This window comes from Butyrivibrio sp. WCD2001 (assembly GCF_000424485.1).
Lineage (GTDB): Bacteria > Bacillota > Clostridia > Lachnospirales > Lachnospiraceae > Butyrivibrio.
In genome coordinates this window covers 142,928-167,299 of record NZ_AUJZ01000007.1, presented here as the reverse complement: position 1 = coordinate 167,299, position 24,372 = coordinate 142,928, and the positions used below count along the sequence as shown (strand labels likewise).

Annotated in this window: 21 protein-coding genes; 17 read left to right on the top strand and 4 right to left on the bottom strand. The window is 45.2% G+C overall.

Going from position 1 to position 24,372, the window contains the following annotated elements; genetic code table 11:
- Position 1: 1 nt before the first annotated feature.
- Complete coding sequence (locus G630_RS0108470) at positions 2–1,684, bottom strand: EAL domain-containing protein (protein WP_022760348.1); 1,683 nt, start codon at positions 1,682–1,684, stop codon at positions 2–4.
- A 2-nt stretch (positions 1,685–1,686) separates the two neighbouring features.
- Positions 1,687–2,835: an AI-2E family transporter gene (locus tag G630_RS21250; protein WP_022760347.1), complete on the bottom strand. Its 1,149-nt coding sequence runs from the start codon at positions 2,833–2,835 to the stop codon at positions 1,687–1,689.
- Positions 2,836–2,984: 149 nt separating this feature from the next.
- On the opposite strand from G630_RS21250, the gene G630_RS0108460 reads away from it, so the two are divergent.
- Positions 2,985–3,422 (top strand): sugar 3,4-ketoisomerase, encoded by a 438-nt coding sequence (locus G630_RS0108460; protein ID WP_022760346.1) that lies wholly within the window; start codon positions 2,985–2,987, stop codon positions 3,420–3,422.
- On the opposite strand, the gene G630_RS0108455 is transcribed toward G630_RS0108460, so the two are convergent.
- Entirely contained in the window at positions 3,393–4,991 is a 1,599-nt protein-coding gene (locus tag G630_RS0108455) for a hypothetical protein (protein WP_026498331.1), read from the bottom strand. The two genes, G630_RS0108460 and G630_RS0108455, sit on opposite strands and share 30 nt — an antisense overlap.
- A gap of 52 nt (positions 4,992–5,043) precedes the next feature.
- Here G630_RS0108455 and G630_RS0108450 point away from each other — a divergent pair, with 52 nt between their 5' ends.
- Genes G630_RS0108450 through G630_RS0108440 form a run of 3 tightly spaced genes read left to right on the top strand, consistent with a single transcriptional unit; the run spans position 5,044 to position 8,433 of the window.
- Positions 5,044–6,831, top strand: coding sequence for a DUF6020 family protein (locus tag G630_RS0108450; RefSeq protein WP_026498330.1), 1,788 nt, complete (start codon positions 5,044–5,046; stop codon positions 6,829–6,831).
- A 4-nt stretch (positions 6,832–6,835) separates the two neighbouring features.
- Positions 6,836–7,594, top strand: coding sequence for an acyl-[acyl-carrier-protein] thioesterase (locus G630_RS0108445; protein ID WP_026498329.1), 759 nt, complete (start codon positions 6,836–6,838; stop codon positions 7,592–7,594).
- A gap of 2 nt (positions 7,595–7,596) precedes the next feature.
- On the top strand, positions 7,597–8,433 hold the full coding sequence (locus tag G630_RS0108440) for a CvfB family protein (RefSeq protein WP_026498328.1): 837 nt from the start codon (positions 7,597–7,599) through the stop codon (positions 8,431–8,433).
- A 120-nt stretch (positions 8,434–8,553) separates the two neighbouring features.
- On the opposite strand, the gene G630_RS0108435 is transcribed toward G630_RS0108440, so the two are convergent.
- Positions 8,554–8,745: a YjfB family protein gene (locus G630_RS0108435; RefSeq protein WP_022760341.1), complete on the bottom strand. Its 192-nt coding sequence runs from the start codon at positions 8,743–8,745 to the stop codon at positions 8,554–8,556.
- Between the two features lie 210 nt (positions 8,746–8,955).
- On the opposite strand from G630_RS0108435, the gene G630_RS0108430 reads away from it, so the two are divergent.
- The 13 genes from G630_RS0108430 to G630_RS0108370 all read left to right on the top strand — a co-directional run bounded on the left by G630_RS0108430 (position 8,956) and on the right by G630_RS0108370 (position 24,361).
- Positions 8,956–10,038, top strand: coding sequence for a PucR family transcriptional regulator (locus G630_RS0108430; RefSeq protein ID WP_026498327.1), 1,083 nt, complete (start codon positions 8,956–8,958; stop codon positions 10,036–10,038).
- A gap of 99 nt (positions 10,039–10,137) precedes the next feature.
- Entirely contained in the window at positions 10,138–10,827 is a 690-nt protein-coding gene (ftsE, locus tag G630_RS0108425; RefSeq protein WP_026498326.1) for a cell division ATP-binding protein FtsE, read from the top strand.
- The gene (ftsX, locus tag G630_RS0108420) at positions 10,814–11,710 is read left to right on the top strand and encodes a permease-like cell division protein FtsX (protein WP_022760338.1); all 897 of its coding nucleotides are present in this window, start codon (positions 10,814–10,816) and stop codon (positions 11,708–11,710) included. Before ftsE ends, ftsX begins: the two co-directional genes overlap by 14 nt.
- A 33-nt stretch (positions 11,711–11,743) precedes the next feature.
- Positions 11,744–12,967, top strand: coding sequence for a murein hydrolase activator EnvC family protein (locus G630_RS0108415; RefSeq protein WP_022760337.1), 1,224 nt, complete (start codon positions 11,744–11,746; stop codon positions 12,965–12,967).
- A gap of 61 nt (positions 12,968–13,028) precedes the next feature.
- Positions 13,029–14,276, top strand: a complete 1,248-nt coding sequence (locus G630_RS21245) for a S41 family peptidase (RefSeq protein ID WP_044958997.1) — start codon at positions 13,029–13,031, stop codon at positions 14,274–14,276.
- A 197-nt stretch (positions 14,277–14,473) separates the two neighbouring features.
- Positions 14,474–15,097 (top strand): hypothetical protein, encoded by a 624-nt coding sequence (locus tag G630_RS0108405; protein ID WP_026498324.1) that lies wholly within the window; start codon positions 14,474–14,476, stop codon positions 15,095–15,097.
- Positions 15,043–15,954 (top strand): serine/threonine protein kinase, encoded by a 912-nt coding sequence (locus tag G630_RS0108400; protein WP_081667841.1) that lies wholly within the window; start codon positions 15,043–15,045, stop codon positions 15,952–15,954. Before G630_RS0108405 ends, G630_RS0108400 begins: the two co-directional genes overlap by 55 nt.
- Positions 15,955–16,016: 62 nt before the next feature.
- Positions 16,017–18,005, top strand: coding sequence for an excinuclease ABC subunit UvrB (gene uvrB / locus G630_RS0108395; RefSeq protein ID WP_026498322.1), 1,989 nt, complete (start codon positions 16,017–16,019; stop codon positions 18,003–18,005).
- A 50-nt stretch (positions 18,006–18,055) separates the two neighbouring features.
- Positions 18,056–20,917, top strand: coding sequence for an excinuclease ABC subunit UvrA (gene uvrA, locus G630_RS0108390; RefSeq protein WP_026498321.1), 2,862 nt, complete (start codon positions 18,056–18,058; stop codon positions 20,915–20,917).
- Positions 20,918–21,160: 243 nt separating this feature from the next.
- Positions 21,161–22,153, top strand: a complete 993-nt coding sequence (locus G630_RS0108385; protein WP_022760331.1) for a rod shape-determining protein — start codon at positions 21,161–21,163, stop codon at positions 22,151–22,153.
- Between the two features lie 25 nt (positions 22,154–22,178).
- Positions 22,179–23,039 carry a flagellar hook-basal body protein gene (locus G630_RS0108380; RefSeq protein ID WP_022760330.1) on the top strand — a complete coding sequence of 287 codons (861 nt, stop codon included), beginning with the start codon at positions 22,179–22,181 and terminating at the stop codon, positions 23,037–23,039.
- Positions 23,040–23,141: 102 nt separating this feature from the next.
- The gene (locus G630_RS0108375; RefSeq protein ID WP_022760329.1) at positions 23,142–23,969 is read left to right on the top strand and encodes a flagellar hook-basal body protein; all 828 of its coding nucleotides are present in this window, start codon (positions 23,142–23,144) and stop codon (positions 23,967–23,969) included.
- A gap of 14 nt (positions 23,970–23,983) precedes the next feature.
- Positions 23,984–24,361, top strand: a complete 378-nt coding sequence (locus tag G630_RS0108370; protein WP_022760328.1) for a rod-binding protein — start codon at positions 23,984–23,986, stop codon at positions 24,359–24,361.
- The last annotated feature ends 11 nt before the right edge of the window (positions 24,362–24,372 follow it).

The window sequence follows — 24,372 nt, the reverse complement described above, 5'->3', positions numbered from 1 at the left end:
TTTAATACTTCTCTTCGAATTCCTGGATTGGAATGGCCGGGGTAAAATAATAACCTTGAAATCTATCGCAGTCGATGGATTTCAGGTAATCGAACTGCATCTGTGTTTCAACACCCTCTGCCACAACCTTCATGCCAAGCTGATGGATAAGCTTTACACAGGCTTCAAGTACGATCTTGCTCCGGGGATTCGCTAAGGCATCGTCGATGAAGGACTTGTCCAGTTTTACATAGTCGGCTTGGAGCTCTTTTAACATATTTATGGAGAAATCACCTGCGCCAAAATTGTCTATCGCTACCTTAAAGCCTTCTGCCCTGAATTTGTTCAGGATCTCAAGTCGAAGCTCTGTGTCATTCATAAGATCTCTCTCTGAAAACTCAAGGATAAGCTTGTTAGGATCAACGCTGTAAGCATGTACCAGTTCCTTGACCTTTTTGAGCGCATCCATGTAGAAGAGATCTTTCGGAGATACATTCACCGAGATAACAAGGTGGTCTCTCACCGTGGCCTGCCAGGAGCGAAGCTGTTTCATAACGCGCTCCCAGTTCTCGCAGTCGAGTTTTGCTATATTGTCATTCTTTTCAAGGATATGAATATATTTATCCGACGGAGTAATCGAGCCATCGGGCTTTATCCATCTGGTCAGAGCCTCGGCTCCTGTTACACGCTGCTGCTGATCGAAAATCGGCTGAAGGAAAATATGGAATTGACCGTCCTCAAGATTTTTGGGGAAGGCGTTCAGGAATTCTATTTCATTTTCAGCCTGTTTAAGGAGCTTATTGGTATAGAAAGTCAGAACGTTTTCTCTTCTGTCGTGAAGGGACTTAAGAGCAAGGTCTGCACGCTCTATCATAACAGTTACCGGGATATCGGGATCATCAATCCTGAAAACTCCGAGATGGAAAAACAGGTGATAATTCTCTGTGTCTATCATCTGTCCTATTTCTTCCACAGCGTTCATAAAAACGCCCTCATCGAATCGTTCTTCAGGCATGCAAAGAACAAAGTGATCCGCGTGGGTTCTGCCGTAAACAGTATCCTCGCCGCAGTTTCTTCGTAGCATATCAGCGATGGCAATCAGGACTTCATTGCCTCTCTGAACACCGTAGCGTTCATTGAGGGTGCGGAAGTGACGGATATCTCCCGTGATAAGAACTCTTCTGGTATCCGGATCCTCCACAAGAATTCTTCTGACCTCGCGGCAGATTCCGTCAAGGTTATTGAGTCTTGTGAGAAGGTCGTGAGTAACGAGATAATCGGTCTCTGTCATGCCCTGGGAGACCTGTTTTTCATCCTCACCGGTTAATATCTGATGAGTAGGCGGTAATGTCTCGCCTTCCTTGTCATCGACAGTGATCAGTTCCATTACGCAGGAAAAATTATTTCTGTCCGGGAGTACCAGTTTTATCGGAATAGACTGTACTAAGAACCTGTGACCGTCATACACCTCTTCCTTGGTCTGGCGCTGACTGCTCATAACCGCTCTGTAGCTGGTGCAGTTGGAACAGCGGGAAGCGGCATTCCATGCGGAATAACACTCCTTTTCGTAGTGGAGTTCTCCTGAGGTGTCCACACTGATCACACGGCATTCGACAGGGTCAACGAGGCGGACGGTATCGTACATCCGCTTCATGTAATCGAGCATGTGCTTAAGTTCCTGATAAGTGTACTCCTCTACCTTCATAATTATTCCTCTTCAGGGGGTTCTGCTTTATCGGCAAGAGCAGCCTCTCTTTTCTGAATCCAATTCTGATATGTAAAGTTAAAGATAGCGGCAAACGGAATGGCAAGCATGATTCCGGCAACGCCGAACATGCGCCCGCCGACTACCAAAGTAACAAGTATCCAAACGGCTGAGACGCCAAGTGTATTTCCGAAAAGCTTGGGTTTGATAATATATCCGTCAACTGTCTGCAGCACTATCGTGAAGATGAGGAAGATAAGTGCATGTATAGGATTTACCAAAACCAGGATGAAAGCACCTATAATGGCACCGACTATGGGTCCGAAGGTAGGTGCGAGATTGGTTACTCCGACAAACAGTGAGATCAGCACTGAGTAGGACATGCCGGTCACTGTCATGAAGAACCAGTTTACTATTCCGACGATGAGTCCATCCAGAAGATCTCCTGCGATGTAGCGCTTCAGGATATCGTTGCAGGTGCTCCAGAATGTGCTCATTCTCTGATAAAAGCTGTCAGGAATAAATGCCTTCATAAGTCTGACACTTCCGGCCTGCAGCTTTTCCATGCCTGCAAGAAAGTACAGGGCGAGGATAGAGCCAAGGATAAAGTTGAAGAATCCCTTACCTATGCCGGCAGATACATTTATTATCTGGGACATGGCCTGAGGGAGCTTCTGTGCAAACTGCGACAGGAAGGTATTGATCTTGCCTATGATTCCGGAAAGGTTGATATGGAAGTTACCTGCCTGGACATTTAAGTTATTGAGCAGGTTTTCCAACGAACGTGCATAGCTGTCCAGGTTTGACACAAAAGTCGTAATACTGTCTACAAGCTGAGGAATCAGGGCAATCATCAGTATTGCGATAAACAACAGTACAACCATGACAGAGAGAAGTATTGCCAGAGACCTTCTTATTCCGTTTTGTTTTATTCCTGAAAGGATAGTCCTTTCGAAAAAGGCAACAAGCGGATGCAGAACATATGCCAGGATCAGTCCAGTTATTACCGGTGAAAAATATTTCCCGAGTACAGCTATTCCTTTAAACAGCAGGTTAATGTGTGACACGCCAAGATAAACAAGTACTGCGGAACAGGATGCCACTGTGTAAGGAAACCATTTCTGGTTTATGCATTTTTTGAAGAAATTCATGTCTGTCCTTTGTGCTTAAATTGCACAAACCCCCAATCTTAATTTATAATGTAACGTAGCCTCTTTTATAATTTTAGTCTTATATAAAGAGTCTTTCAATTAAAAAAGTATTAAGTTTCGTTCAATTATTGACGTGTGGGAGTTTAGTTATGCTTAATCATATGGACCGCGTAAAGATGATAGAATTCAAGGACATGGGTGATGAGAGAGGTCAGCTTGTCATCGTGGAAGGTGGGAAGGATATCCCTTTCGATATAAAGAGAGCCTTCTATATGTATGGAAGTGACGCAACCGTTGTCCGCGGTCAGCACGCGAATAAGAGGACTGAGTTTGTGCTTATAAACGTGGCGGGAACCAGTAAGGTTAAGGTTATGGACGGAGCGGGGAATGAGACGATTTTCTGTCTGAACAGACCGAATACCGGAATATATCTTCCTAACATGGTTTGGAAGGAGATGTACGATTTCAGCGCCGATTCCGTGCTGCTTGTCCTTGCAAGCGAGCACTATGACGCAAATGAATACATTAGAGACTACGATGAGTATGTAAGAGAAATCTCATCGTTTGCGGGCGGATCCGATAACTGATATTATCAGAGCCGCAATAAGACCGGCCCAGATACCGAAGGTCAGAGTGCTTCGTATATATTCCATATGCGGAGCACTTTTCTTGAACACATACATAGTGGGATCTTCACTGTCATATCCTACGACGAGGTCACCGGCTGCAAGAGCGGCATCGACGTCGGTCGGAGTCATTTCGATGTTCTTGTGATTGAAATAAGGATCTGCGATTTCGGTTTCAACATACAGAACCTTGGGCTCAGTGTGAGTTTTTGTATAAAAAGCGCACCCGATAAGCCCGATTACTGCGATAATAAGCGCATACCTTACGAGATGTATGCTGATTTCATAAAAGCTTTTTGACAGGATTTTTCCGGGAAAAGCAAATCTGCTTTTGAAAGCAGATATTTCTTTTTCGCCAAACGGAAGGATAATTATTTCCTTGCTCAGTGCGGCGGGAAGCGTGTTCTCCATTTTTTTCAGAGAATCATAAAGGTAAGCGCCAAGGAATATGAAGGTCAGATTCTTGAAGCTTAGGTTAAACAGGAAGGGATCACTCATTCCGATAAAGCAGAAGGTGATGATGACTGCCAGCTCCCGGGGTTTGTTTTCCTTTACGAGATTTCCGATCCACATAATATAGAGAGCGCAGACCAGAGCGAAAGGTACCACTCCAAGCTGCAAAAACAGATACAGGAAGGAGTTGTCGAGCATATACCAGTTGGTGGGCGGTGCTTTAAAATATGAACCGAAGGGTGTTATCTTTTCAGTGGTCAGAAAATACAGAGCGAATTCATAGCGCTTGTGAAGGAGTTTGTTCATGAATTCGAAAGCACTTCCGGTTGCAAGGAGAGGTCCTGCTATCGAGAAGATAACTATCGCGGGAAAGAGAAGTAAAATAAGTGCATTTTCTGCTTTGGTGCGATTTCTTCTAAGCTGTAAATATATGTTTATAATAAGATATAAGCTGATGGATATGAGTCCGGTGAGGCTTACGGTATAAAGATACACATACAGGTTAAGGAGCATAGCAATAACAGAAGCCTTAAGGAGGCTTCTGAGATTTTTGGCTTCATAGAGATAGAAAAAGAAGATTATCAGTATGAGAAGCGTTGTATGCGCAGTATTGGGATAAGGGTATCCCAGAGAATGACGGAGGAGAAATCCGTAGCCGCTGCGATTGTTTATGTGATTTAACTCGGTGATGATGCCGGTGACGGAGAGCAGGTAGAGGACAAAGTAGGAGACGGAAAGGATGATGAGTCCCAGCTTTGCAACCTTTTTTTCACGTATACCCTTCATGCCGAGCATCATGGTAAAGTAGATAAGGAGACCTTTTTCCCCGGAGCAGAGGTAGGTCAGTGCGCCGGTTCCCAGAAAGGCAATTCCTGCGATGTATTCGTAAAGTGTATGCCTTGTGGCCGCGATTTTGATGATAAAAGCGAGCATGCCAAGGACAAGGCAGGCGTTGTAAACGGGCTGTCCGTCATAGAGTCCGATGGCTCTTGCGCCAAAAAGCAAAAGGAAATATATGTAGTAAATAAGCTCATGGACTTTTATTGTGTTGTCTGATGGTAAGTTTTGACTGTTCATGCGATAATGTAGTTCCTTTCGGCCCGCTATTTCTACAAGGATTATAACAGATATGGAAGTTTTGGAGAAAAAAGAATTGAATAATGCTCTTGTGGCATTCTTGTGCACCTGGGGGCTTCAGCTCATGCTGGGGATCACAGTCAGAAACCCGCTGACACTTGTCTTTTTTGCGCTGTTTTGTGCGATTGGGGTGAAGGTGAGGAAAAACAGAAAGCGGAAGCTCTTTTTGCCTATATATGCGATGTCCGCGTTATTGACGGCAGCAGTGATATTTTTGTACGGGAAAAGATCGGTGGCTCGTTTTGACAGTGCCCTGTTCAGGCTTCTCGGAATTGCAATTATGCTGGTGGGAATTTTCCTTTCGTATTTCAGGGTGTTTCAGCTGGTTTTGAAGGTTGGGAATCCGTTTCCTATTCCGAAAGAGGGTCCTGCAAAAGGTGATGACGAGATTGCAGAAAAGGCAGGCACCGGGGTAAATACTCTTAGTGACACAGCAGTTTTCTTTTTGGCCGCAGCGATTTGCTTTCTGTGCTGGCTCCCATACTTTCTATATGAATATCCCGGGATCATGACCGCAGATTCCATCGTGCAATATGAGCAGGTTATCGGAGTGAATCCACTTTCCAATCATCATCCGATAGCGCATACGATGTTGATAGCACTGTTTTATAAGCTTGGCATGTCGGTCACGGGTGATGTGAATAAAGCGATAAGTTTCTATACAGTGGCACAGATGATCTTTTTTGCTATTTGCTGTTCGAGAGTAGTGGTACAGGTAAAAAGGGTTACGGGAAAAGCTGTCCCTGCTTTTTTATCTCTTGCATTCTTTGCACTGGTACCGTTTAATGCGGTGTTTTCAGTTACCATCTGGAAGGACATTCCATTTGCGGGGATAGTTATGCTGCTTGGATGCAGGCTCTGTGAGATGAGCTTTAAGGAAAATCCGGGAGCCATGGATTTCGCCGGTTTTGCAGTTCTTTCGGTTTTGATGTCTGTTTTCAGATCGAACGGTTGGTATGCATTTTTGGTATGTGCGCCGTTTTTCATATATGGTTTCAGGAAAAATATGAGGCAGGCGCTTGTCTCTGTAATAGCCGCAGTGGTGATTGCCCTTTTGATAAAGGGACCTGTTATGAATGCTGTGGGCATCGTGCAGCCTGATTTTACGGAATCGCTATCACTGCCTCTTCAGCAGGTGGCGAGAGTTCTGGTGGAGGATGAGGAATTATCTTCCGGTGACAGGGAACTTGTGGAGGCGGTCATAGACACTACCTATATCCATGAGCTTTATGCTCCGGATTTTGCGGATAATATCAAGGAACTTGTAAGGGCAGGGCATCCCGAGGTTATCGAGAATAACAAAGGTGCCTATCTTGGGCTGTGGATGCGGCTTGGACTGGCGCATCCTGTGCATTATATAAGAGCCTGGTTTGACCTTGAGGGCGGATACGTGTATCCTGATGTTTCCTATGACGTGGGAAATATCGACGGCATAATGGGCAATTCCTATGGGCTTGTGCCTACGCCTCTTATAGGAGGAAAAGCGGTTGTAAAGGGAAAGGAAATTCTTATCAAGCTCGGAAGCTTTGTGCCGCTTTACGGGATGCTGTGGTGCGCCGGAGCTTACACATGGCTTGTGGTTTTTGTTCTTTTTATGATGCTCTGGAAGAAAAAGACTATGGGCGGAAAGCTTTCGGTATTTGTGATGCTGCAGGCAGCGCTTGTGCTTACGCTCCTTATAGCAGCTCCGGTGGTGGACTTTAGGTACGAATACTGCGTTGTGATGCTTATGCCGCTAACGGCAGCGATTTGTGCTATGATAATTAAGAAGAGGATTTAAAAAAATGTACTCATTTAATTCAAGAATACGGTATTCGGAAACGGATATAGAAAATTATCTTACATTTGAATCGCTTATAGATTATTTCCAGGACTGCTCGACTTTTCAGACACAGGAAGGTCCTGCGACCATAGAGGAGATGGCAAAAAAGGGAACGGCCTGGGTTTTAAACAGCTGGCAGGTGGTGGTGAACAGATTGCCGGGGCTTGGCGAAAGGGTTGTGACGGGTACCGTACCCTATGAGCTTAACGGATTTTTCGGACTCAGAAATTTTTATATGGATACCGAGGATGGCGAGAGGCTTGCGGTTGCGAATTCCGTGTGGACACTGATCAATATGGAAAAAGGGACACCGGTTAGGATAGACGATGATATAATTGCTACCTATCCTCTTGATGAGAAGCTCCCCATGGACTACGCTTCAAGAAAGATTCGCCCGGTGGAGGGTGCAGCGATATATAAGGCTCCTTCGAAAATCATAGGAATGCATCATCTTGATTCAAACCTTCATGTGAACAACGGGCAGTACATACGTATTGCGCTTCAGGCTTTCGATTATGTGGCGGAGAAAAATGATCTTGATAAGCTTCGTAAACTCGCCAAGAGTAGGGAAAAGATTCAGATAAGAGCGGAGTACAGGCAGCAGGCGCATCTGGGAGATGAGGTACAACCGGTGGTTTATGTGGGGGAAGACAGCTATCTCACGTATATAAACGATGATGCCGGCAAACCATATGCAATAATAGAAATAAAAGGATTATAGAAATGTTAAGAATCGGAGAAAAACAGGAACTGATAATTATTAAACAGGTGGATTTCGGAGTTTACCTTGCAGAGAAGCAGGGCGACGAGGACAAAGTGCTTTTGCCAAAAAAGCAGGTGCCCGAGGGCTCCGAGATAGGAGATAAGCTTACCGTTTTCCTTTACAAGGATTCGGATGACAGACTTATCGCCACGACCAAGACTCCCAAGCTCATGCTGGGCGACGTCAATATGCTCACTGTCACCGATGTAGGAAAAATCGGAGCATTTATGGATTGGGGGCTTGAGAAGGACGTGCTTCTTCCCTTCAGAGAGCAGACCAGAAAAGTGAAGAAGGGCGAGAGTGTTCTCTGTGCCCTTTATGTGGATAAATCCGGAAGACTTGCGGTTACTATGAATGTATATGAGTTCCTTAGAACCGACAGCCCTTATCACAAGGATGACAGAGTTCGCGGAACGGTCTATGAGACCAGTTCAAACTTCGGAGTTTTCGTGGCTGTTGACGATATTTTCTCAGCTCTCATTCCCAAGAAGGAGTTGTACGGAGATATCAAGATCGGCGATGAGATAACCGCCAGAGTGGTAGAGGTTCGCGACGACGGAAAGCTCACTCTCAGTGTTCGCGAGAAAGCATATCTTCAGATCGGCTCTGATGCGGAGGCTATCCTCGAAGCTATGCAGGAAAACGGCGGCCGCTTTCCTTTCACCGACAAAGCCGACCCCCAACTCATCCGCGACGAAATGTCCATGAGCAAGAACGAATTCAAACGCGCCATCGGCCACCTCCTCAAGGAAGGCAGAATCGAGATTGGCACAGATGAGATAAGGATGAGGGGATAATAAAGGCAAGAAACAGGACACCCCACACATATCGTGTTATTTTTCAGCCGATTATACGCTCTGCGTAACGAGGCTGAAACAATAATATGATATGTGTGGGGTGTCCGTTCGTGGCTGAATTTACAGCCGGATGTCGATTGTGCCACCCAGGTTCGGGTTGACTGACCTTTCGAGGGCGGACACATCGATCATTTCTTCAATGGTGTTGCCGACATCCTGCAGAGCGTCAAGATTCTTGGAGAGCATAGCTGTTCCCCAGTCAGATTGAAGCTTGCTTGCCGATAAAGCCATTGATAATTCAGGTATGTCCATAGGCACCTCCTTAGGCGTTTTTGGGTACTGCTTTGGCGTACGATCACACCACCGCACATGTATCCTTATCCATTTCTTATATCGGAAAAAACATCCTCAATAATTATTATGGAAAATCAACAAAAAAACAGATAAAATTTGTGGATTTTTATGCATTTATCGAGTAGAATAAAATAAGAACAATGAAAAAATAATTTTGGGAGATTAATTATGATTTCAAATCAGATCCTTCAAAATACCATAGACGGCTTAAAAGGCATAGCACATGTGGATTTATGCGTACTTGACGTAGATGGAAACGAGGTTGCCGCAACAAGACCCGACTTTACAAACATGGGTGATTCTGTTCGTGATTTTGTCAGATCACCTGCTGATTCTCAGGAAGTGCAGGGCTATCAGTTTTTCAAAGTATATGATGAGCAGCAGCTCGAGTATATACTGATCGCTGCGGGAAGCGGTGAGAGCACCTATACTATTGGCAAGATGATCGCATATCAGATCCAGGGACTGCTTGTTGCTTATAAAGAGAGGTTTGATAAGGACAATTTCATCAAGAACCTGCTCCTTGACAACCTTCTTCTGGTGGATATATATAGTAGAGCTAAGAAACTTCACATTCCGTCCGATTCCAGGCGTGTAACCATGATTGTTTCCGCGGATAAGGTTCGTGAGAACAATGTGCTTGAGCTTATAAGAACTCATGGCACCGGTAACGGCGGGGATTTTGTGACAGAAGTGGATGAGGACAATGTTATTGTCGTTAAGGATGTGTCCGAATACAGCAAACCCGAAGAGATTTCAAAGTCTGCGGGAGAGCTCCAGGAGCATCTTGAGTCCCTTGGCATAACCAATGTTCATATTGCCATCGGTACTGTTGTAGGAGAGATTAAGGAAGTCAGCCGTTCATATAAAGAGGCCAAGATGGCGCTCGACGTAGGAAGAATTTTCTTCGATGAGCGCAAGGTTATAAGCTATGGGGAGCTTGGCATCGGACGACTTATATATCAGCTGCCCATCCCGCTTTGCAAGATGTTTATCCGTGAGATATTCGGCGGTAAAAATCCCGATGGATTCGATCAGGAGACACTTGCGACGATTGATAAGTTCTTTGAAAATAACCTCAATGTTTCAGAGACTTCCAGACAGCTGTTTATTCACAGAAACACTCTGGTTTACAGACTTGATAAGCTCCAAAAGAGTACAGGTCTTGATCTTCGTGTATTCGATGACGCCATCACATTCAAGATTGCACTGATGGTTGTACGATACATGAAATACATGGAGCGATACTAAGAATCCGTAGGATCGCGATACAGTTAAGTAGTAGGAGTAATAAGTATGGAAAAAGTTTACAGAAGAAAACGTGCCGCCGGACCAGTTTCGGAGGATGAGATCATCACGCTCGATAACGTGACAAAATCTTATTCTACGGGAGCACCAGCTTTAAATGGAGTCACCCTTCACATAAAGAAGGGTGAATTTGTTTTTATAGTAGGAGACAGCGGATCGGGTAAATCCACCCTGATAAAGCTGCTTCTGAGGGAGCTTGTTCCTTCTGACGGAACTATCACCGTTATGGGACAGGACCTTGGCAGAATGAGACACAGAAACATTCCGAAGTTCAGAAGAAAGCTTGGAATAGTATTCCAGGATTTCCGACTTCTTAAGGACAGAAATGTCTATGAAAATGTCGCTTTTGCTCAGAGAATAATCCAGAAGTCCAACAGAGATATCAAGAGAAATGTTCCTTCGGTTCTCGCAATGGTGGGACTTGCAGGAAAATACAAGAGTAAGGTAACTCAGCTTGCAGGCGGAGAGCAGCAGAGAGTTGCCCTTGCAAGAGCTATTGTAAATAAACCGGAGATACTTCTTGCGGATGAGCCTACGGGTAACCTCGATCCCGGTAATACCTGGGAGATCATGAAGCTCATGGAGCAGATCAACCTTAACGGGACGACGGTAATTGTTGTTACGCACAACAGGGAGATTGTTAACGCAATGCACAAGCGCGTTATTACTATGAAAAAAGGCGTCGTGATTCACGACGAAGAAGAGGGTGAGTATCACGATGAGGATGAGTAGTTTTTTCTATACAATAGGACAGGGCTTTAGGAACCTTGGTCGTAACAGATGGTATACGCTTGCATCAATTGCAACAATCAGTGCCTGCCTGTTCCTGTTTGGTATATTTTATTCGATAGTAACCAATTTTCAGCATGTGGTTCAGACAGCTGAGGAGGGAGTTTCCGTTACGGTATTTTTCAATGAGGGAACGACGGAGGATATAATCCTTGCGACCAAATCTCTGATTGAAAAGAGACCTGAGGTCAGCAGAGTTGAGTATATTTCTGCTCTGGATGCCTGGGAGGGATTTAAAACCGATTACCTTGGAGAGTATGCGGACGGCTTTACGGAGAACCCGCTGGAGGATTCTGCGAACCTTCAGATTTACTTAAATGATGTGTCCATGCAGCCTGCGCTGGTAACCTATCTCGAATCGATAGAATGCGTAAGGATGGTCAACAGATCTGAGGTTACGGCTTCCACGCTGAGCGGAATCAACAGCCTGATAGCATATGTATCACTCGGAATAATCGGAATCCTTTTACTGGTTTCAATTTTCCTTATCAGCAACACGGTTACGATAGGAATTTCGGTCAGAAAAGAAGAGATAAATATCATGAAGTACATCGGTGCCACGGACTTTTTCGTACGTGCGCCCTTTGTCATAGAGGGTATTATTATCGGACTTATAGGTTCACTTTTCCCGCTTGTGATAATTTATTTTATCTACAATAAGGCAAAAGAATTCCTGGCAATCAGATTTTCAATGCTTAATTCAATACTGGATATTCTTCCGGTAGGAAAGATTTTTGAAGCTCTTACACCTATTTCAATTCTTATAGGAGTGGGAATCGGTTTCCTTGGAAGTGTTACAACTGTACGCAAACACCTTCATGTATAAGAGCAACGGAGTTTATGGGGAGGCTGCCGGATTTTGATTAGTACGACATTTGGGAAAAGAATAACAGGGTCAGTTCTGGTTCTGTGCCTGCTTGCAGGCACAGTTTCTTTTGCGGGGACACCTGTGCGCGCCGCTGTAACTGCGGAGAGTATAAAGGAAAAAGAGGGACAGATCAAAGACGCGAAGAAGGAGAGGGATTCCATGAAGAGCTCTCTCACCGATTTGCAGTCTGTTAAGAAATCTCTTGAAAAAGAGAAGTCGGATCTGAATTCCTATATCACCAAGCTGGATGCAAGCCTTGATGACATTCAGAAGAAGATACAGGATCTCGGTGATAAGATTGAACAGAAAGAAAAAGATATAGAAGAGACAACGGCTGAGCTCGAGGAGGATATCAGAATCCAGAACGAGCAGTATGAAGCTATGAAAAAGCGAATCCGTTTCATGTATGAGAGGGGAGATACACTTTACTTCCAGCTTTTACTGGAGACGGGGACCTTTTCAGATATGCTTAATAAGGTAGAGTATATAGAGGAACTGTCAGCCTATGACAAGGGTAAGCTCGATGAGTATATAGCACAGACGGAACTCACCACTCTTACAAAAGAGGCCCTTGAGGAGGAAAAGAAAACTCTTGATGAAGCCAAGGCAGAGGTTGTCATAGAGGAAGGCAATCTTCAGACTCTTATCGCTGAGAAGAATACGGAAGTAACCAAGCTTTCCGCGAACATTCAGGATAAAGAGGCTGCCATCGCGGAGTATGAGAAACAGATTGCAGAAGAAAATGCCACAATCGCAGCTCTTGAGAAGGCTGTTGAGGCAGAAAAGGCTGAGCTTGCGGCTCAGAATGCAAGAAAGTATGACGGAGGAATGTTCACTTTTCCCTGTCCTTCATATACAAGAATATCGGATAACTATGGTATGAGAATGCATCCCACACTGGGAATCCAGAAGATGCATAACGGCATCGATCTCGCTGCAGCAAGCGGTTCTGCCATACTTGCGGCTTATGACGGCAAGGTTGTGGCGGCTGCTTATAATTCGACAATGGGAAACTATGTTATGATATCCCATGGAAGTGGACTGTATACGATTTATATGCATGCATCCTCGCTCAGCGTTTCAACAGGAGCTGAGGTGACTAAGGGCCAGAGAATCGGCTCTGTCGGTTCGACCGGCAGATCTACGGGACCGCACCTTCATTTCGGAGTAAGACTTAACGGAAGTTATGTAAGCCCGTGGAATTATCTGAAATGATACATTTTTATTCAGCCACTCCTCTGATGGGAGCTGACTGAGACTGAAAGGAAGTACCACTATGGAACCAAAGGAAAATAAGATCAGTCTGCTTTTTATTGGACTTGCAGCAGGTTTTCTTCTGTCTGCTGTGCTGATAGTTGCAGGACTGTTTGTGATAAGGGCGAAGGGCTTTTCGATTTTCGGTTCGAAAAAGGATAGTATCAATACCGCTATGAGCGATGATACCATCAATAAGGTTAAGGTCATAGAGGATACAATAAATAATTACTATTACAAGACCGAGGTTGACCGGGCCGCTGAAGCGGATGCTATTTACAAGGGGGTCGTTGCGTCACTGCAGGATCCGTATTCCGAGTACTATACCACTTCCGAGTACGAGGACCTGATGTCGGATACAGAGGGTGTTTACTATGGTATAGGTGCCTATGTCAGCATGGACAAGGACACCAATCTTCCGAGAGTAACAGGAACAATTAAGGATTCACCTGCCGAAAAGATCGGCATTAAAGCAAATGATGTAATCTATAAGGTTGCCGGAGAGAACGTACAGGGACTGACTCTGAATGAAGTAGTACAGCTTATACGCGGCGAGATCGGCACCAAGGTAAAGATTACCATTTACCGCGAAGGAGAGCCTGATTATCTGGAATTCGAGGTTGAAAGAGATAAGCTGGAGACCCAGACGGTTAATACCACGATGCTTGAAGACGATATAGGATATCTCGGCATTACGGAATTCGACTCCGTGACTCCGGGACAGTTTACAGAGGGTATGACTGAGCTTAGATCAAAAGGAATGAAGGCGCTTATTCTTGATCTTCGTTCCAATCCCGGCGGAAGTCTTTCCGCTGTATGCCAGATCGCAAGACAGATTCTGCCTCAGGGTGATATTGTATATACGGTGGATAGAGATGGCAACAGAGAAGATTATGAGTGCGATGGAAAGAATGAAATCGATATCCCCTTGGTTGTGATGGTAAACGGTTATTCTGCCAGTGCATCGGAGATTTTGTCCGGAGCTATTAAGGACTATGGCAAGGGCACTATCGTTGGCGAGACCACCTATGGAAAAGGTGTGGTACAGAGGATTTTCCCCTTCACCGACGGGACTGCCGTTAAGCTTACGATCAGTAATTATTTCACACCCAAGGGCACAGATATTAATGGTGTCGGAATTACTCCCGATGTGGAGATTGCGCTTGATTATGAAAAGTACAACAAGGATGGTACGGACAATCAGCTGAACAAGGCTATTGAGATCATTAAGAAGGAAATCAAGAGCTCTGCACTTGATGATGCAGCGTAAAAATTTTATATTGGCGTTATGTTACTGCGCTTCTGCCAATTTGGGCAGGGGCGCTTTTATTTTGTTCAAAAAATATTCTTTACAAAAAATATTTTTTGCGATATAGTTTCTTCTGTTTTTAAAATTCTAAGTCGTATCCGGATTCGCGGATATATTTCCATTCTTTAATAAATTAACTATGAAAGGGTGTGTGGTAAATGGATTACTATGCGGCCACGCTTCGTGAGCCGGGAGAAAAACTTAATAATGACGGACTTTTGGTAAAGGGAATACATTTAAAAGACAGGTCGGATCTGGTGGTAATGGTGCTCAGCTCCTGTGGAGCCAATAAGAAACTAAGCGACAGGATTATAAGAAATGCCGAAAAGCTGATACATAAAGGCTATGATAAGGATGTACCGGCACTTCTTCAGAGGCTGTTTAAGAAGTTTGGCCATAGTGGCTTTCTGTTTGGAAAGAGTACGCCCGACATTACGGTGCTGGTGATGAAGGGAATAAATTACTATGCTATGAACAGAGGATGTAACAGGGTTATGCGCATCGGAAGGCTTGGTGCGACCGATCTTTTCGAGGAAGCTGATGGAATTATGCATGGACAATACAATTATCTCGAGGGGAGGCTTCCCGAAGGAAGCACTTTGATAGCTGCAAACAGTGCTTTTTTTGAAAGGCAGAGAGATACAGAAATTCATAGGAGACTTTGCCCGCAGATGTGCGTTGGCAATAACGAGATGCAAAAAAATATTGAGTACTTAAGGAGCCAGCTATGGAGCAGAGGAGAGAAGAGACCTGTCACGGCAGCGGCGGTATGTGTGAAGTAGTAGCAAAAAAGCGTATAGGAAGAGGCGGTAATTCTGAGGTTTACCTCGGGGTTCTGCAGGGAGAAAGCAAATTCTGCGTTGTCAAAAGGGCAATCAGAGGGAAAAATTCGCTGCTTCAGCTTGAAAATGAATGGCGGGTCCTTAGGTATCTTAAAAATGCGGGATATAAGTATTCCCCGGAGCCTTTATCATTTTCAGAAAGAGAGATGGTTATGGAGTATCTGGGTGGTTTTACGCTTGAACATGCGGACCTTGGAGAAAGCAGTGAAGATGAGCTAAAGGCACTTTTCACAGATATCTGCAAAATTACGGGTGCTCTTCATGAACTTAGGACACCTGTCATCCACAGGGATATAAAGCCTTCGAATATCATGACCTCTAAGGAGGGCAAGCTTTACCTTATTGATTTCGGAACAGCGGCGATTTACGCGGGTTATAAGAGAGAAGAGGCTATGGAAAACAGCAGTATTACAGGTGCGGGTACAAAAGGGTACGCGGCGCCCGAGCAATACGGAGGCCTTTCACCGGAGTGCTTTGCAACAGATATCTATCAGCTTGGAAGAACGATGGAGGTTTTGCTTTCCAGGTCAAATGTATCTGATGCCTTCAGAGATGAGATGTGCCGAGTGATTAAAAGGTGCTGCGCGCCTATTGCCGGCGAAAGATATTCAAGAGTCAGTGATATACCGGCAGATCTTCTGATGATAAAAACCCGGAAGAAAAAGAAGAGTATTTTGGTGAAGCTTTTTGGCAGAGAAAGGCCCGGAAAAGGTGAGGGGTATTTTAGCCCAAAGCCGCATGAACCCGAGCTTTTTATAGATATTGTAAGAACATTTGATACGATTGAGTTTTTATAAATGATATGATAAAATAAGTGATATATCGAAAATATGTTCGGAAGAATACTTGAGGTAATATCATGGATCATTTTGAACTTAAATCAGAATATAAGCCGACCGGAGATCAGCCGCAGGCGATAGAGGCTCTGGTAAACGGATTTAAAGCGGGGAATCAGTTCGAAACTCTTCAGGGAGTTACCGGATCCGGTAAGACCTTTGCGATGGCAAATGTAATTCAGGCGCTGAATAAGCCGACTCTTGTGATAAGTCACAACAAGACTCTGGCGGGGCAGCTCTACGGTGAATTTAAGGAGTTTTTCCCAAATAACGCGGTCGAATACTTTGTATCCTACTACGATTATTACCAGCCCGAGGCCTATGTTCCTCAGACGGATACCTACATTGCCAAGGACTCCTCGATAAATGATGAGATTGATAAGCTCAGGCTTTCGGCTACGGCATCACTTTCGGAGAGGAAGGATGTCATAGTTGTTGCCAGCGTGTCCTGTATCTACGGTCTTGGAAGTCCCGATGAATTCAAGGGGATGTCTATTTCGCTTCGTCCCGGGATGGAGAGAAGCAGAGAACAGATACTGAAGGACCTGGTGGCAATCCAGTATACAAGGAATGATCTTGATCTTAACAGATGTAATTTCAGAGTAAGAGGCGATACCATAGAGATTTTCCCTGCCCAGGCGGATGATTATCTTATAAGGATTGAGCTTTTCGGAGATGAGATAGACAGAATCTGTGAGGTTGAGCCTGTGACGGGCACTGTGAGAAATGAGCTGACTCACGTTATGATCTATCCCGCATCGCACTATGTAGTTCCTCAGGAGAAGATAAATCTGGCCTGTCAGAATATCGAAGCCGAGCTTGATGAGCAGGTGAAGTTTTTCAAGAGCGAGGATAAGCTGATCGAGGCTCAGAGAATCGCTGAGAGAACGAATTTTGATGTTGAGATGATGAGAGAGACCGGTTTTTGTTCAGGCATCGAGAATTATTCGAGGCATCTAAATTTTGCAAAGCCGGGTGAACCGCCGCTTACGCTTATGGACTTCTTTGATGGAGAGTTTTTGATAATTGTCGATGAGTCCCATATGACTATTCCGCAGATAGGCGCTATGTACCATGGGGACAGATCAAGGAAGACCACGCTGGTGGACTATGGCTTCAGACTGCCTTCGGCTCTTGATAACAGACCGCTGAATTTCGAGGAGTTTGAAACACATATTGATCAGATGCTGTTCTGTTCGGCTACGCCCGGCCCTTACGAGGCGGAGCATGAGCTACTGCGCGCCGAGCAGATTATCAGACCTACGGGACTTCTTGATCCGGAGATCTCGGTGAGACCTGTCGAGGGACAGATTGATGACCTGATTACGGAGATCAATAAGGAGACTGCCAGAAACAATAAGGTGCTTATAACGACCCTTACCAAGAAGATGGCGGAGGATCTCACAGAGTACCTGGCAGATACAGGCATCAGGGTGAGATACATGCACTCTGATATAGATACTTTGGAGAGGTCTGAGATTATCAGGGATATGAGACTTGATGTATTCGATGTTCTTGTGGGAATCAACCTGCTTAGGGAGGGCCTTGATATTCCGGAGATAGCGCTTGTGGCTATCATAGATGCCGATAAGGAGGGATTCCTTCGCTCAGAAACATCTCTTATACAGACCATCGGACGTGCAGCAAGAAATGCGGACGGACGTGTCATTATGTACGCCGATAATATGACGGATTCCATGAAGAATGCGATAGAGATCACAGAGCGCAGAAGGAAAATCCAGCAGGAGTACAATGAAGAGCACGGCATCACACCGCAGACCATCAGGAAGGCTGTCAGAGATCTCATCAGTGTTACCAAGGCTGTTGCGAAGCAGGAGGTACAGTTTGAGAAGGATCCCGAGTCCATGGATAAGAAGGAACTCGAGAAGGTTATCAAGGATGTCGAGAAGCGCATGAAGAAGGCGGCTGTCGATCTTGATTTCGAGACCGCTGCGATGCTGCGTGACCAGATGATTGATCTGAAGAAGCATCTATTAGAGGTGACAAAATAAAGCCTTCCCCCTGGGGGAAGGTGGCGCGTAGCGCCGGATGAGGGCATAAAATGGCGAAGAAAATACTATCAGAAGATATACACGACTACATACGTGTTCGCGGAGCAAACGAACACAACCTAAAGCACCTGGAGGTCAACATCCCCAGGGAGACTCTTACTGTATTTACGGGACTGTCGGGATCGGGAAAATCCTCCCTGGCCTTTGATACTATTTTTGCGGAAGGGCAGAGAAGATATATGGAGTCTCTGTCTTCCTATGCGAGAATGTTTCTGGGACAGATGGATAAGCCTGACGTTGAGAAAATAGAGGGTCTCTCGCCCACTATATCCATAGATCAGAAGTCCACAAACAGGAACCCGAGATCCACAGTTGGTACGGTGACAGAGATATATGATTATTTTAGACTTCTCTATGCCCGTATAGGTATACCGCACTGCCCTAACTGCGGCAGAGAGATCAGAAGGCAGACCGTCGATGAGATGGCGGATCAGATATTGTCCCTGGAGGAGGGTACAAGATTCCAGATACTCGCCCCTGTCGTTCGAGGCAGGAAGGGTGAGCATGCCAAGGTTCTCGACAGAGCGAAGAGAGCGGGCTTTGTACGTGTGAGAATTGATGACAGCCAGTACGACCTTTCGGAAGAGATCAAGCTTGATAAAAATATTAAGCATAATATTGAGATAATAGTCGACAGACTTGTTATCAGAGCTGATAACGAGGAACTTAGAGGCAGGCTTACGGATTCTATAGAAAGCGCTCTGAATCTTGCGGAGGGGCTTCTTACGGTTGATGTCATAGACGGAAAGCCTATGAACTTCAGCCAGAGCTTCGCGTGCCCGGACTGCGGCATCAGTATTTCCGAGATCGAACCCAGAAGCTTTTCCTTTAATAATCCCTTCGGTGCCTGTCCCGAGTGTACGGGACTTGGTTACAGGATGGAATTTGATGAGGATCTCATGATTCCCGATAAGTCGCTTTCCATAAGCGAAGGTTGTTTTCAGGTTATGGGATGGCAGTCCTCGGGTAAGGAGGGAAGCTTTACCAATGCTATGCTTAGAGCACTGGCAAAGTCCTACAAGTTCAGCCTTGATACACCCTATGAGAAGCTGCCTGCGAAAGTAAGAGACATGCTGGTTCACGGTGCAGACAGGGAGGTTTTGGTCGAGTACACCGGACAGAGAGGTGAGGGAAGATATCCCATCACCTTTGACGGACTCATTAAAAATGTGGAGCAGAGATATCGCGAAACTTACTCGGAAAATCAGAAGGCGGAGTATGAACAGTATATGCGCATCACTCCCTGCCCTGCATGTAAGGGTCAGAGACTTAAGGCTGATTCGCTGGCTGTTACGATTGACGATAAAAATATTTTTGAGATTACCTCAATGTCAATCGGAGAGCTCCATGAATATCTTGAGAATTTAAAGCTTACAAAGCAGCAGGAGCTTATAGGAGCTCAGGTTTTGAAAGAGATTAGAGCCAGAGTCGGATTCCTTATAGATGTGGGACTCGATTATCTGTCGCTCTCAAGAGCAACCGGAACTCTGTCGGGTGGGGAGGCACAGCGCATAAGACTTGCGACGCAGATAGGTTCAGGGCTTTGCGGAGTATGCTATATCCTTGATGAGCCCAGTATTGGTCTTCACCAGCGAGATAATGACAAACTTTTGAATACACTTAAGAATCTCAGGGATCTCGGAAATACTCTCATTGTGGTCGAACATGACGAGGATACCATGAGGGCAGCTGATTACATCGTGGATGTGGGGCCTGGTGCAGGCTCGCATGGCGGTGAGATTGTTGCTGCCGGAACAGCCGAAGAGATCATGCAGGTTAAGGAGTCCATCACAGGACAGTACCTCTCGGGTAAGCTTAAGATAGAGGTTCCGGATCACAGAAGGAAACCGACCGGTTGGATCAAGGTCAAGGGGGCAGAGGAGAACAATCTTAAGAATATAGATGTGAAGTTTCCTCTCGGCGTTCTGACTATTGTTACCGGTGTATCCGGATCGGGCAAGAGCTCGCTTGTAAATGAGATTCTGTATAAGCACCTGGAGAGAGACCTTAACAGAGCAAGATGTATTCCGGGTAAACATAAGGGAATCGAGGGTATAGAACAGCTTGATAAGGTCATCGCAATTGACCAGTCACCCATAGGAAGGACGCCCAGATCCAATCCTGCCACCTATACAGGTGTGTTTGATATGATAAGAGATCTCTTTGCGGGTACTCCCGACGCCAAGACACGAGGCTATAAGAAGGGAAGATTTTCCTTCAATGTTAAGGGCGGACGATGCGAAGCTTGCGGAGGAGACGGAATCATCAAGATTGAGATGCATTTCCTTCCGGATGTATATGTTCCCTGCGAGGTCTGCGGTGGAAAGCGCTATAACAGAGAGACGCTGGAGGTACATTATAAAGGAAAGAATATCTACGATGTTCTTGATATGACAGTTGAAGAGGCGCTGCCTTTCTTTGAAAACATAAAGACCATAAGAAGAAAAATCAAAACCTTGTATGATGTGGGACTTGGCTATGTCAAACTGGGACAGCCCTCCACGGAGCTCTCCGGAGGTGAGGCTCAGAGAATAAAGCTTGCAACAGAACTTTCCAGAGCAAGTACAGGTAAGACCATCTACATTCTGGATGAGCCTACGACAGGACTTCATTTTGCGGATGTACAAAAACTTGTGAAAATTCTTCATGAGCTGGTGGAAGCGGGCAATACGGTTATCGTCATTGAACACAACCTTGATGTCATCAAAACCGGAGATTATATCATAGATATGGGCCCCGAGGGCGGCTCCGGCGGCGGAACCGTTGTGGTTTCGGGTACACCTGAGCAGGTGGCGAAGTGTAAGCAGTCCTATACAGGTGCCTATATCAAAAAGATGCTCGAGAAAAAATAAAAATTTTTTATATAAAAGTATAAAGTTTTTATAAAGTATTGCCGATAAAAATACTGATTAGGTGTAGGTGTTTTACTGCGTTATTCCATGTGTGTAAATACTACATAGTAATAAAAAATACGATTAGATGTTTAAAAACTTGCCCCATTGGTTTATAATGGCAGATGAATTATATCATTATTAAAGTTATTGTGAGCGACTATGCGCTCTGAGCCTTATTTCCAGAAAGGGGTAATAGATTACATGCAGTATACAGATATAGGAATCGATTTAGGAACAGCAAGTATCCTTGTTTACATCCGTGGTAAGGGTGTAGTTTTGAAGGAACCCTCGGTTGTAGCGTATGACAGAGATACCGAGAAGATCAAGGCTATCGGTGAGGATGCGAGACTGATGCTTGGACGTACACCCGGCAATATCGTTGCGGTAAGACCGCTCAGACAAGGTGTTATTTCAGATTATAAAGTTACCGAGCAGATGATGAAGTACTTCATCACCAAGGCAATCGGACACAGAACCTTCAGAAAGCCTCTTATAGCAGTATGTGTACCCAGTGGGGTTACAGAGGTTGAGCGTAAAGCGGTTGAGGATGCAACTCTTATGGCAGGTGCCAGAGATGTTCGTATCATCGAGGAGCCCATTGCAGCAGCAATCGGCGCAGGAATAGATATTACAAAGCCTTGCGGCAACATGATCGTTGATATAGGTGGTGGTACTTCCGATATCGCGGTTATTTCCCTTGGCGGAACTGTTGTCAGCACATCTGTAAAGATTGCGGGCGACGATTTTGATGAAGCTATTGTCAGATATATGCGTAAAAAGCACAATCTTCTTATCGGTGAGAGAACAGCCGAGGATATCAAGATCAAGATTGGTGCAGCATATCCCAGAGCAGAAGCTGATTATATGGATGTTAGAGGGCGTAACCTTGTAACAGGTCTTCCGAAGACTGTTAAGGTGTCCTCAGAAGAAACTGAAGAGGCCTTGAGAGAGACCACAGCCCAGATCGTGGAAGCTATCCACAGCGTATTGGAGAAGACTCCTCCGGAACTTGCTGCAGATATCGCAGACAGAGGAATCGTCCTTACAGGTGGCGGCAGCCTTCTTCGCGGACTTGATGACCTGATCGCATCCAAGACAGGTATCAATACCGTGACAGCAGAGGATCCCATGACTGCGGTGGCAATAGGAACAGGACGTTATGTTGAGTTCCTTGCAGGATATCGCGAAGGCTAACAAGTAATCACTTAGTGAGGTAAATATGGTAAAAGGTCTGTACACCGCGTATACAGGTATGATCAACGAGCAGAGTCGCATGGATATCGAGACCAATAATCTTGCCAATGTGAACTCCACCGGTTTCAAGGAGGAACGTACGGTAAGCCGTTCATTCCGTGATCTTCTGGGATTGAAGATCAAGGATTACTCCGATGCACCCTGGACAGCGCGGAGACTCGGCCTTATGAATCCCGGCGTTAAACTTGCCGGGTCCTATACCAATTTTGAACAGGGAGCCTTAAGACATACTGAGCAGAAATTTGATCTCGCTCTTAATAACGGGCTTCCGAATGTTGATGCCGATCAGGTTAATGACAACATGACCGCTGGCGGTAATGCATTTTTTGCTACTTCCTTTGCCTCCGATGATCCGGATGGAGGCGGACAGCTTATCAAATATACCAGAGACGGTAATTTTACCCTTACGGTGGATGGCTACCTTGTCACCAGCGAGGGTAATAATGTCCTGGATGTCAACAATAATCCTATTCAGATTGATCCCCTGGCGGATACTACAATTTTACAGGACGGCAGAATTATCCAGAATCAGAATGTCGTTGCTACGGTTCAGGTGGCAAGCTTTGACTCTCCGCAGTTTTTACAGAGATATCAGGATAATGCTTTTATCATCGGTGACGGCGGAGCTCAGGTGGTATCCACAACTGCCGAGGCAGCTAATGCTACGGTTAATCAGGGATATCTGGAGTCATCCAATATCAGTGTGGTCAATGAGATGACCAATATTATCACCATTCAGAGAAATTACGATACCAATGCCAAGGCAATGCAGGCAGAGGATGACACTCTTGATATAGCGGTGAATCAGCTTGGAAGAATTACTTAATAAAGGTTAAGTATGCCTGATAAAATGTCGATAAATTAATTGGCAGAATATGGCTATATTACAAGATGAAGGTTATTTTTCTAAATTGCCAGGAGGTATTATATGGTAAGAAGCTTATGGACAGCAGCATCAGGAATGAATGCTCAGCAGACAAACGTTGATACCATCGCAAACAATCTCGCGAATGTCAATTCCGCGGGTTATAAAGCGCAGAGCGCAAAATTCAAATCCTTACTTTATCAGGAGCTGAAAACCAAGACGGTACAGACCACAGGTTCACCTGTTAATTCGGACGTTGGTCTTGGCGTAAGAGTTTCATCCATCAATTCCTTCTTTACACAGGGAAATATGCAGGACAACGATTCCAGTTCGGCATTTGCGATTCAGGGAGACGGATTCTTCGTATATTCGACAGACGCTCAGGATTTGAATGCCGCTAATCTCAGATACACCAGAAACGGTAACTTTGTATGGGCGCTTACAGAGCAGAATACGCTGGAGCTTACAACCTCTGAAGGTAATCCGGTTCTCGGAATAGACGGACAGCCTCTGGTTGTTAATGCAGAAACCGTTAAGGCTACAGATATTACCTGCGACCAGGAAGGTAATCTTTATTACCTCGATGCGAACCAGGACAGACAGGATATAGGAACAATTGCTCTCTTCCAGTTCAGAAATCCGGAGGGACTTGAGAGGGTCGGAGATACAAGCTTTATGGCAACAATGGCGAGCGGTAATGCTCTACCCGAAGCCACAACAGCCGGTATCAGAAGAAGCCAGGTGGTTCAGGGATATCTGGAAGGCTCCAATGTAAATGTTGCGACTGAGATGGTTAACCTTATCGTAGCGCAGAGAGCTTATGAGATGAACTCTACAGCAATTACCACAACTGATGAGATGATGCAGACAGCAAACGGTCTGAAGAGATAATAAGGGTATAAGATATGGCTATTGATATGAATTCAATGAACAGCTTATCGGGAATTTCACAGTACGCCAGCAGCCAGGCTGCATCCGAGAAGATAAACTCGGCGGCCTCCAAAGTCAGACGAATCGAGACGGAGGAGGATAAGGCTCAGGTAGATAAAGAGCTCATGGATGCCTGCAAACAGTTTGAGGCATACTTCATGGAACAGATCTACAAGGGCTATGAGAAGACAGCCAAGGTATTCAGCAAGGATGAGTCGGGATCCATGGGGAAAATGGTTGACTATTTCAAGGATCTGACAATTCAGGATATAGCGGCTACAGGAGCTGACAAACAGAGCGTGGGACTGGCCCAGATGCTGTATGAGAACATGAAGAGAAATTACGATTTATAAATTATAAACAA

What these genes read in the sequence shown, in the direction of transcription:
- uvrB (WP_026498322.1), top strand. Translation starts at nt 16,017, where the DNA reads ATGGATCATTTTGAACTTAAATCAGAATATAAGCCGACCGGAGATCAG.
- G630_RS0108455 (WP_026498331.1), bottom strand. Translation starts at nt 4,991, where the DNA reads ATGAACAGTCAAAACTTACCATCAGACAACACAATAAAAGTCCATGAG.
- G630_RS0108375 (WP_022760329.1), top strand. Translation starts at nt 23,142, where the DNA reads ATGGTAAGAAGCTTATGGACAGCAGCATCAGGAATGAATGCTCAGCAG.
- G630_RS0108450 (WP_026498330.1), top strand. Translation starts at nt 5,044, where the DNA reads ATGGAAGTTTTGGAGAAAAAAGAATTGAATAATGCTCTTGTGGCATTC.
- G630_RS0108435 (WP_022760341.1), bottom strand. Translation starts at nt 8,745, where the DNA reads ATGGACATACCTGAATTATCAATGGCTTTATCGGCAAGCAAGCTTCAA.
- G630_RS0108370 (WP_022760328.1), top strand. Translation starts at nt 23,984, where the DNA reads ATGGCTATTGATATGAATTCAATGAACAGCTTATCGGGAATTTCACAG.
- G630_RS21250 (WP_022760347.1), bottom strand. Translation starts at nt 2,835, where the DNA reads ATGAATTTCTTCAAAAAATGCATAAACCAGAAATGGTTTCCTTACACA.
- G630_RS0108445 (WP_026498329.1), top strand. Translation starts at nt 6,836, where the DNA reads ATGTACTCATTTAATTCAAGAATACGGTATTCGGAAACGGATATAGAA.
- G630_RS0108385 (WP_022760331.1), top strand. Translation starts at nt 21,161, where the DNA reads ATGCAGTATACAGATATAGGAATCGATTTAGGAACAGCAAGTATCCTT.
- G630_RS0108380 (WP_022760330.1), top strand. Translation starts at nt 22,179, where the DNA reads ATGGTAAAAGGTCTGTACACCGCGTATACAGGTATGATCAACGAGCAG.
- uvrA (WP_026498321.1), top strand. Translation starts at nt 18,056, where the DNA reads ATGGCGAAGAAAATACTATCAGAAGATATACACGACTACATACGTGTT.
- G630_RS0108400 (WP_081667841.1), top strand. Translation starts at nt 15,043, where the DNA reads ATGGAGCAGAGGAGAGAAGAGACCTGTCACGGCAGCGGCGGTATGTGT.
- G630_RS0108460 (WP_022760346.1), top strand. Translation starts at nt 2,985, where the DNA reads ATGCTTAATCATATGGACCGCGTAAAGATGATAGAATTCAAGGACATG.
- G630_RS0108405 (WP_026498324.1), top strand. Translation starts at nt 14,474, where the DNA reads ATGGATTACTATGCGGCCACGCTTCGTGAGCCGGGAGAAAAACTTAAT.
- G630_RS0108430 (WP_026498327.1), top strand. Translation starts at nt 8,956, where the DNA reads ATGATTTCAAATCAGATCCTTCAAAATACCATAGACGGCTTAAAAGGC.
- G630_RS21245 (WP_044958997.1), top strand. Translation starts at nt 13,029, where the DNA reads ATGGAACCAAAGGAAAATAAGATCAGTCTGCTTTTTATTGGACTTGCA.
- G630_RS0108470 (WP_022760348.1), bottom strand. Translation starts at nt 1,684, where the DNA reads ATGAAGGTAGAGGAGTACACTTATCAGGAACTTAAGCACATGCTCGAT.
- ftsX (WP_022760338.1), top strand. Translation starts at nt 10,814, where the DNA reads ATGAGGATGAGTAGTTTTTTCTATACAATAGGACAGGGCTTTAGGAAC.
- G630_RS0108440 (WP_026498328.1), top strand. Translation starts at nt 7,597, where the DNA reads ATGTTAAGAATCGGAGAAAAACAGGAACTGATAATTATTAAACAGGTG.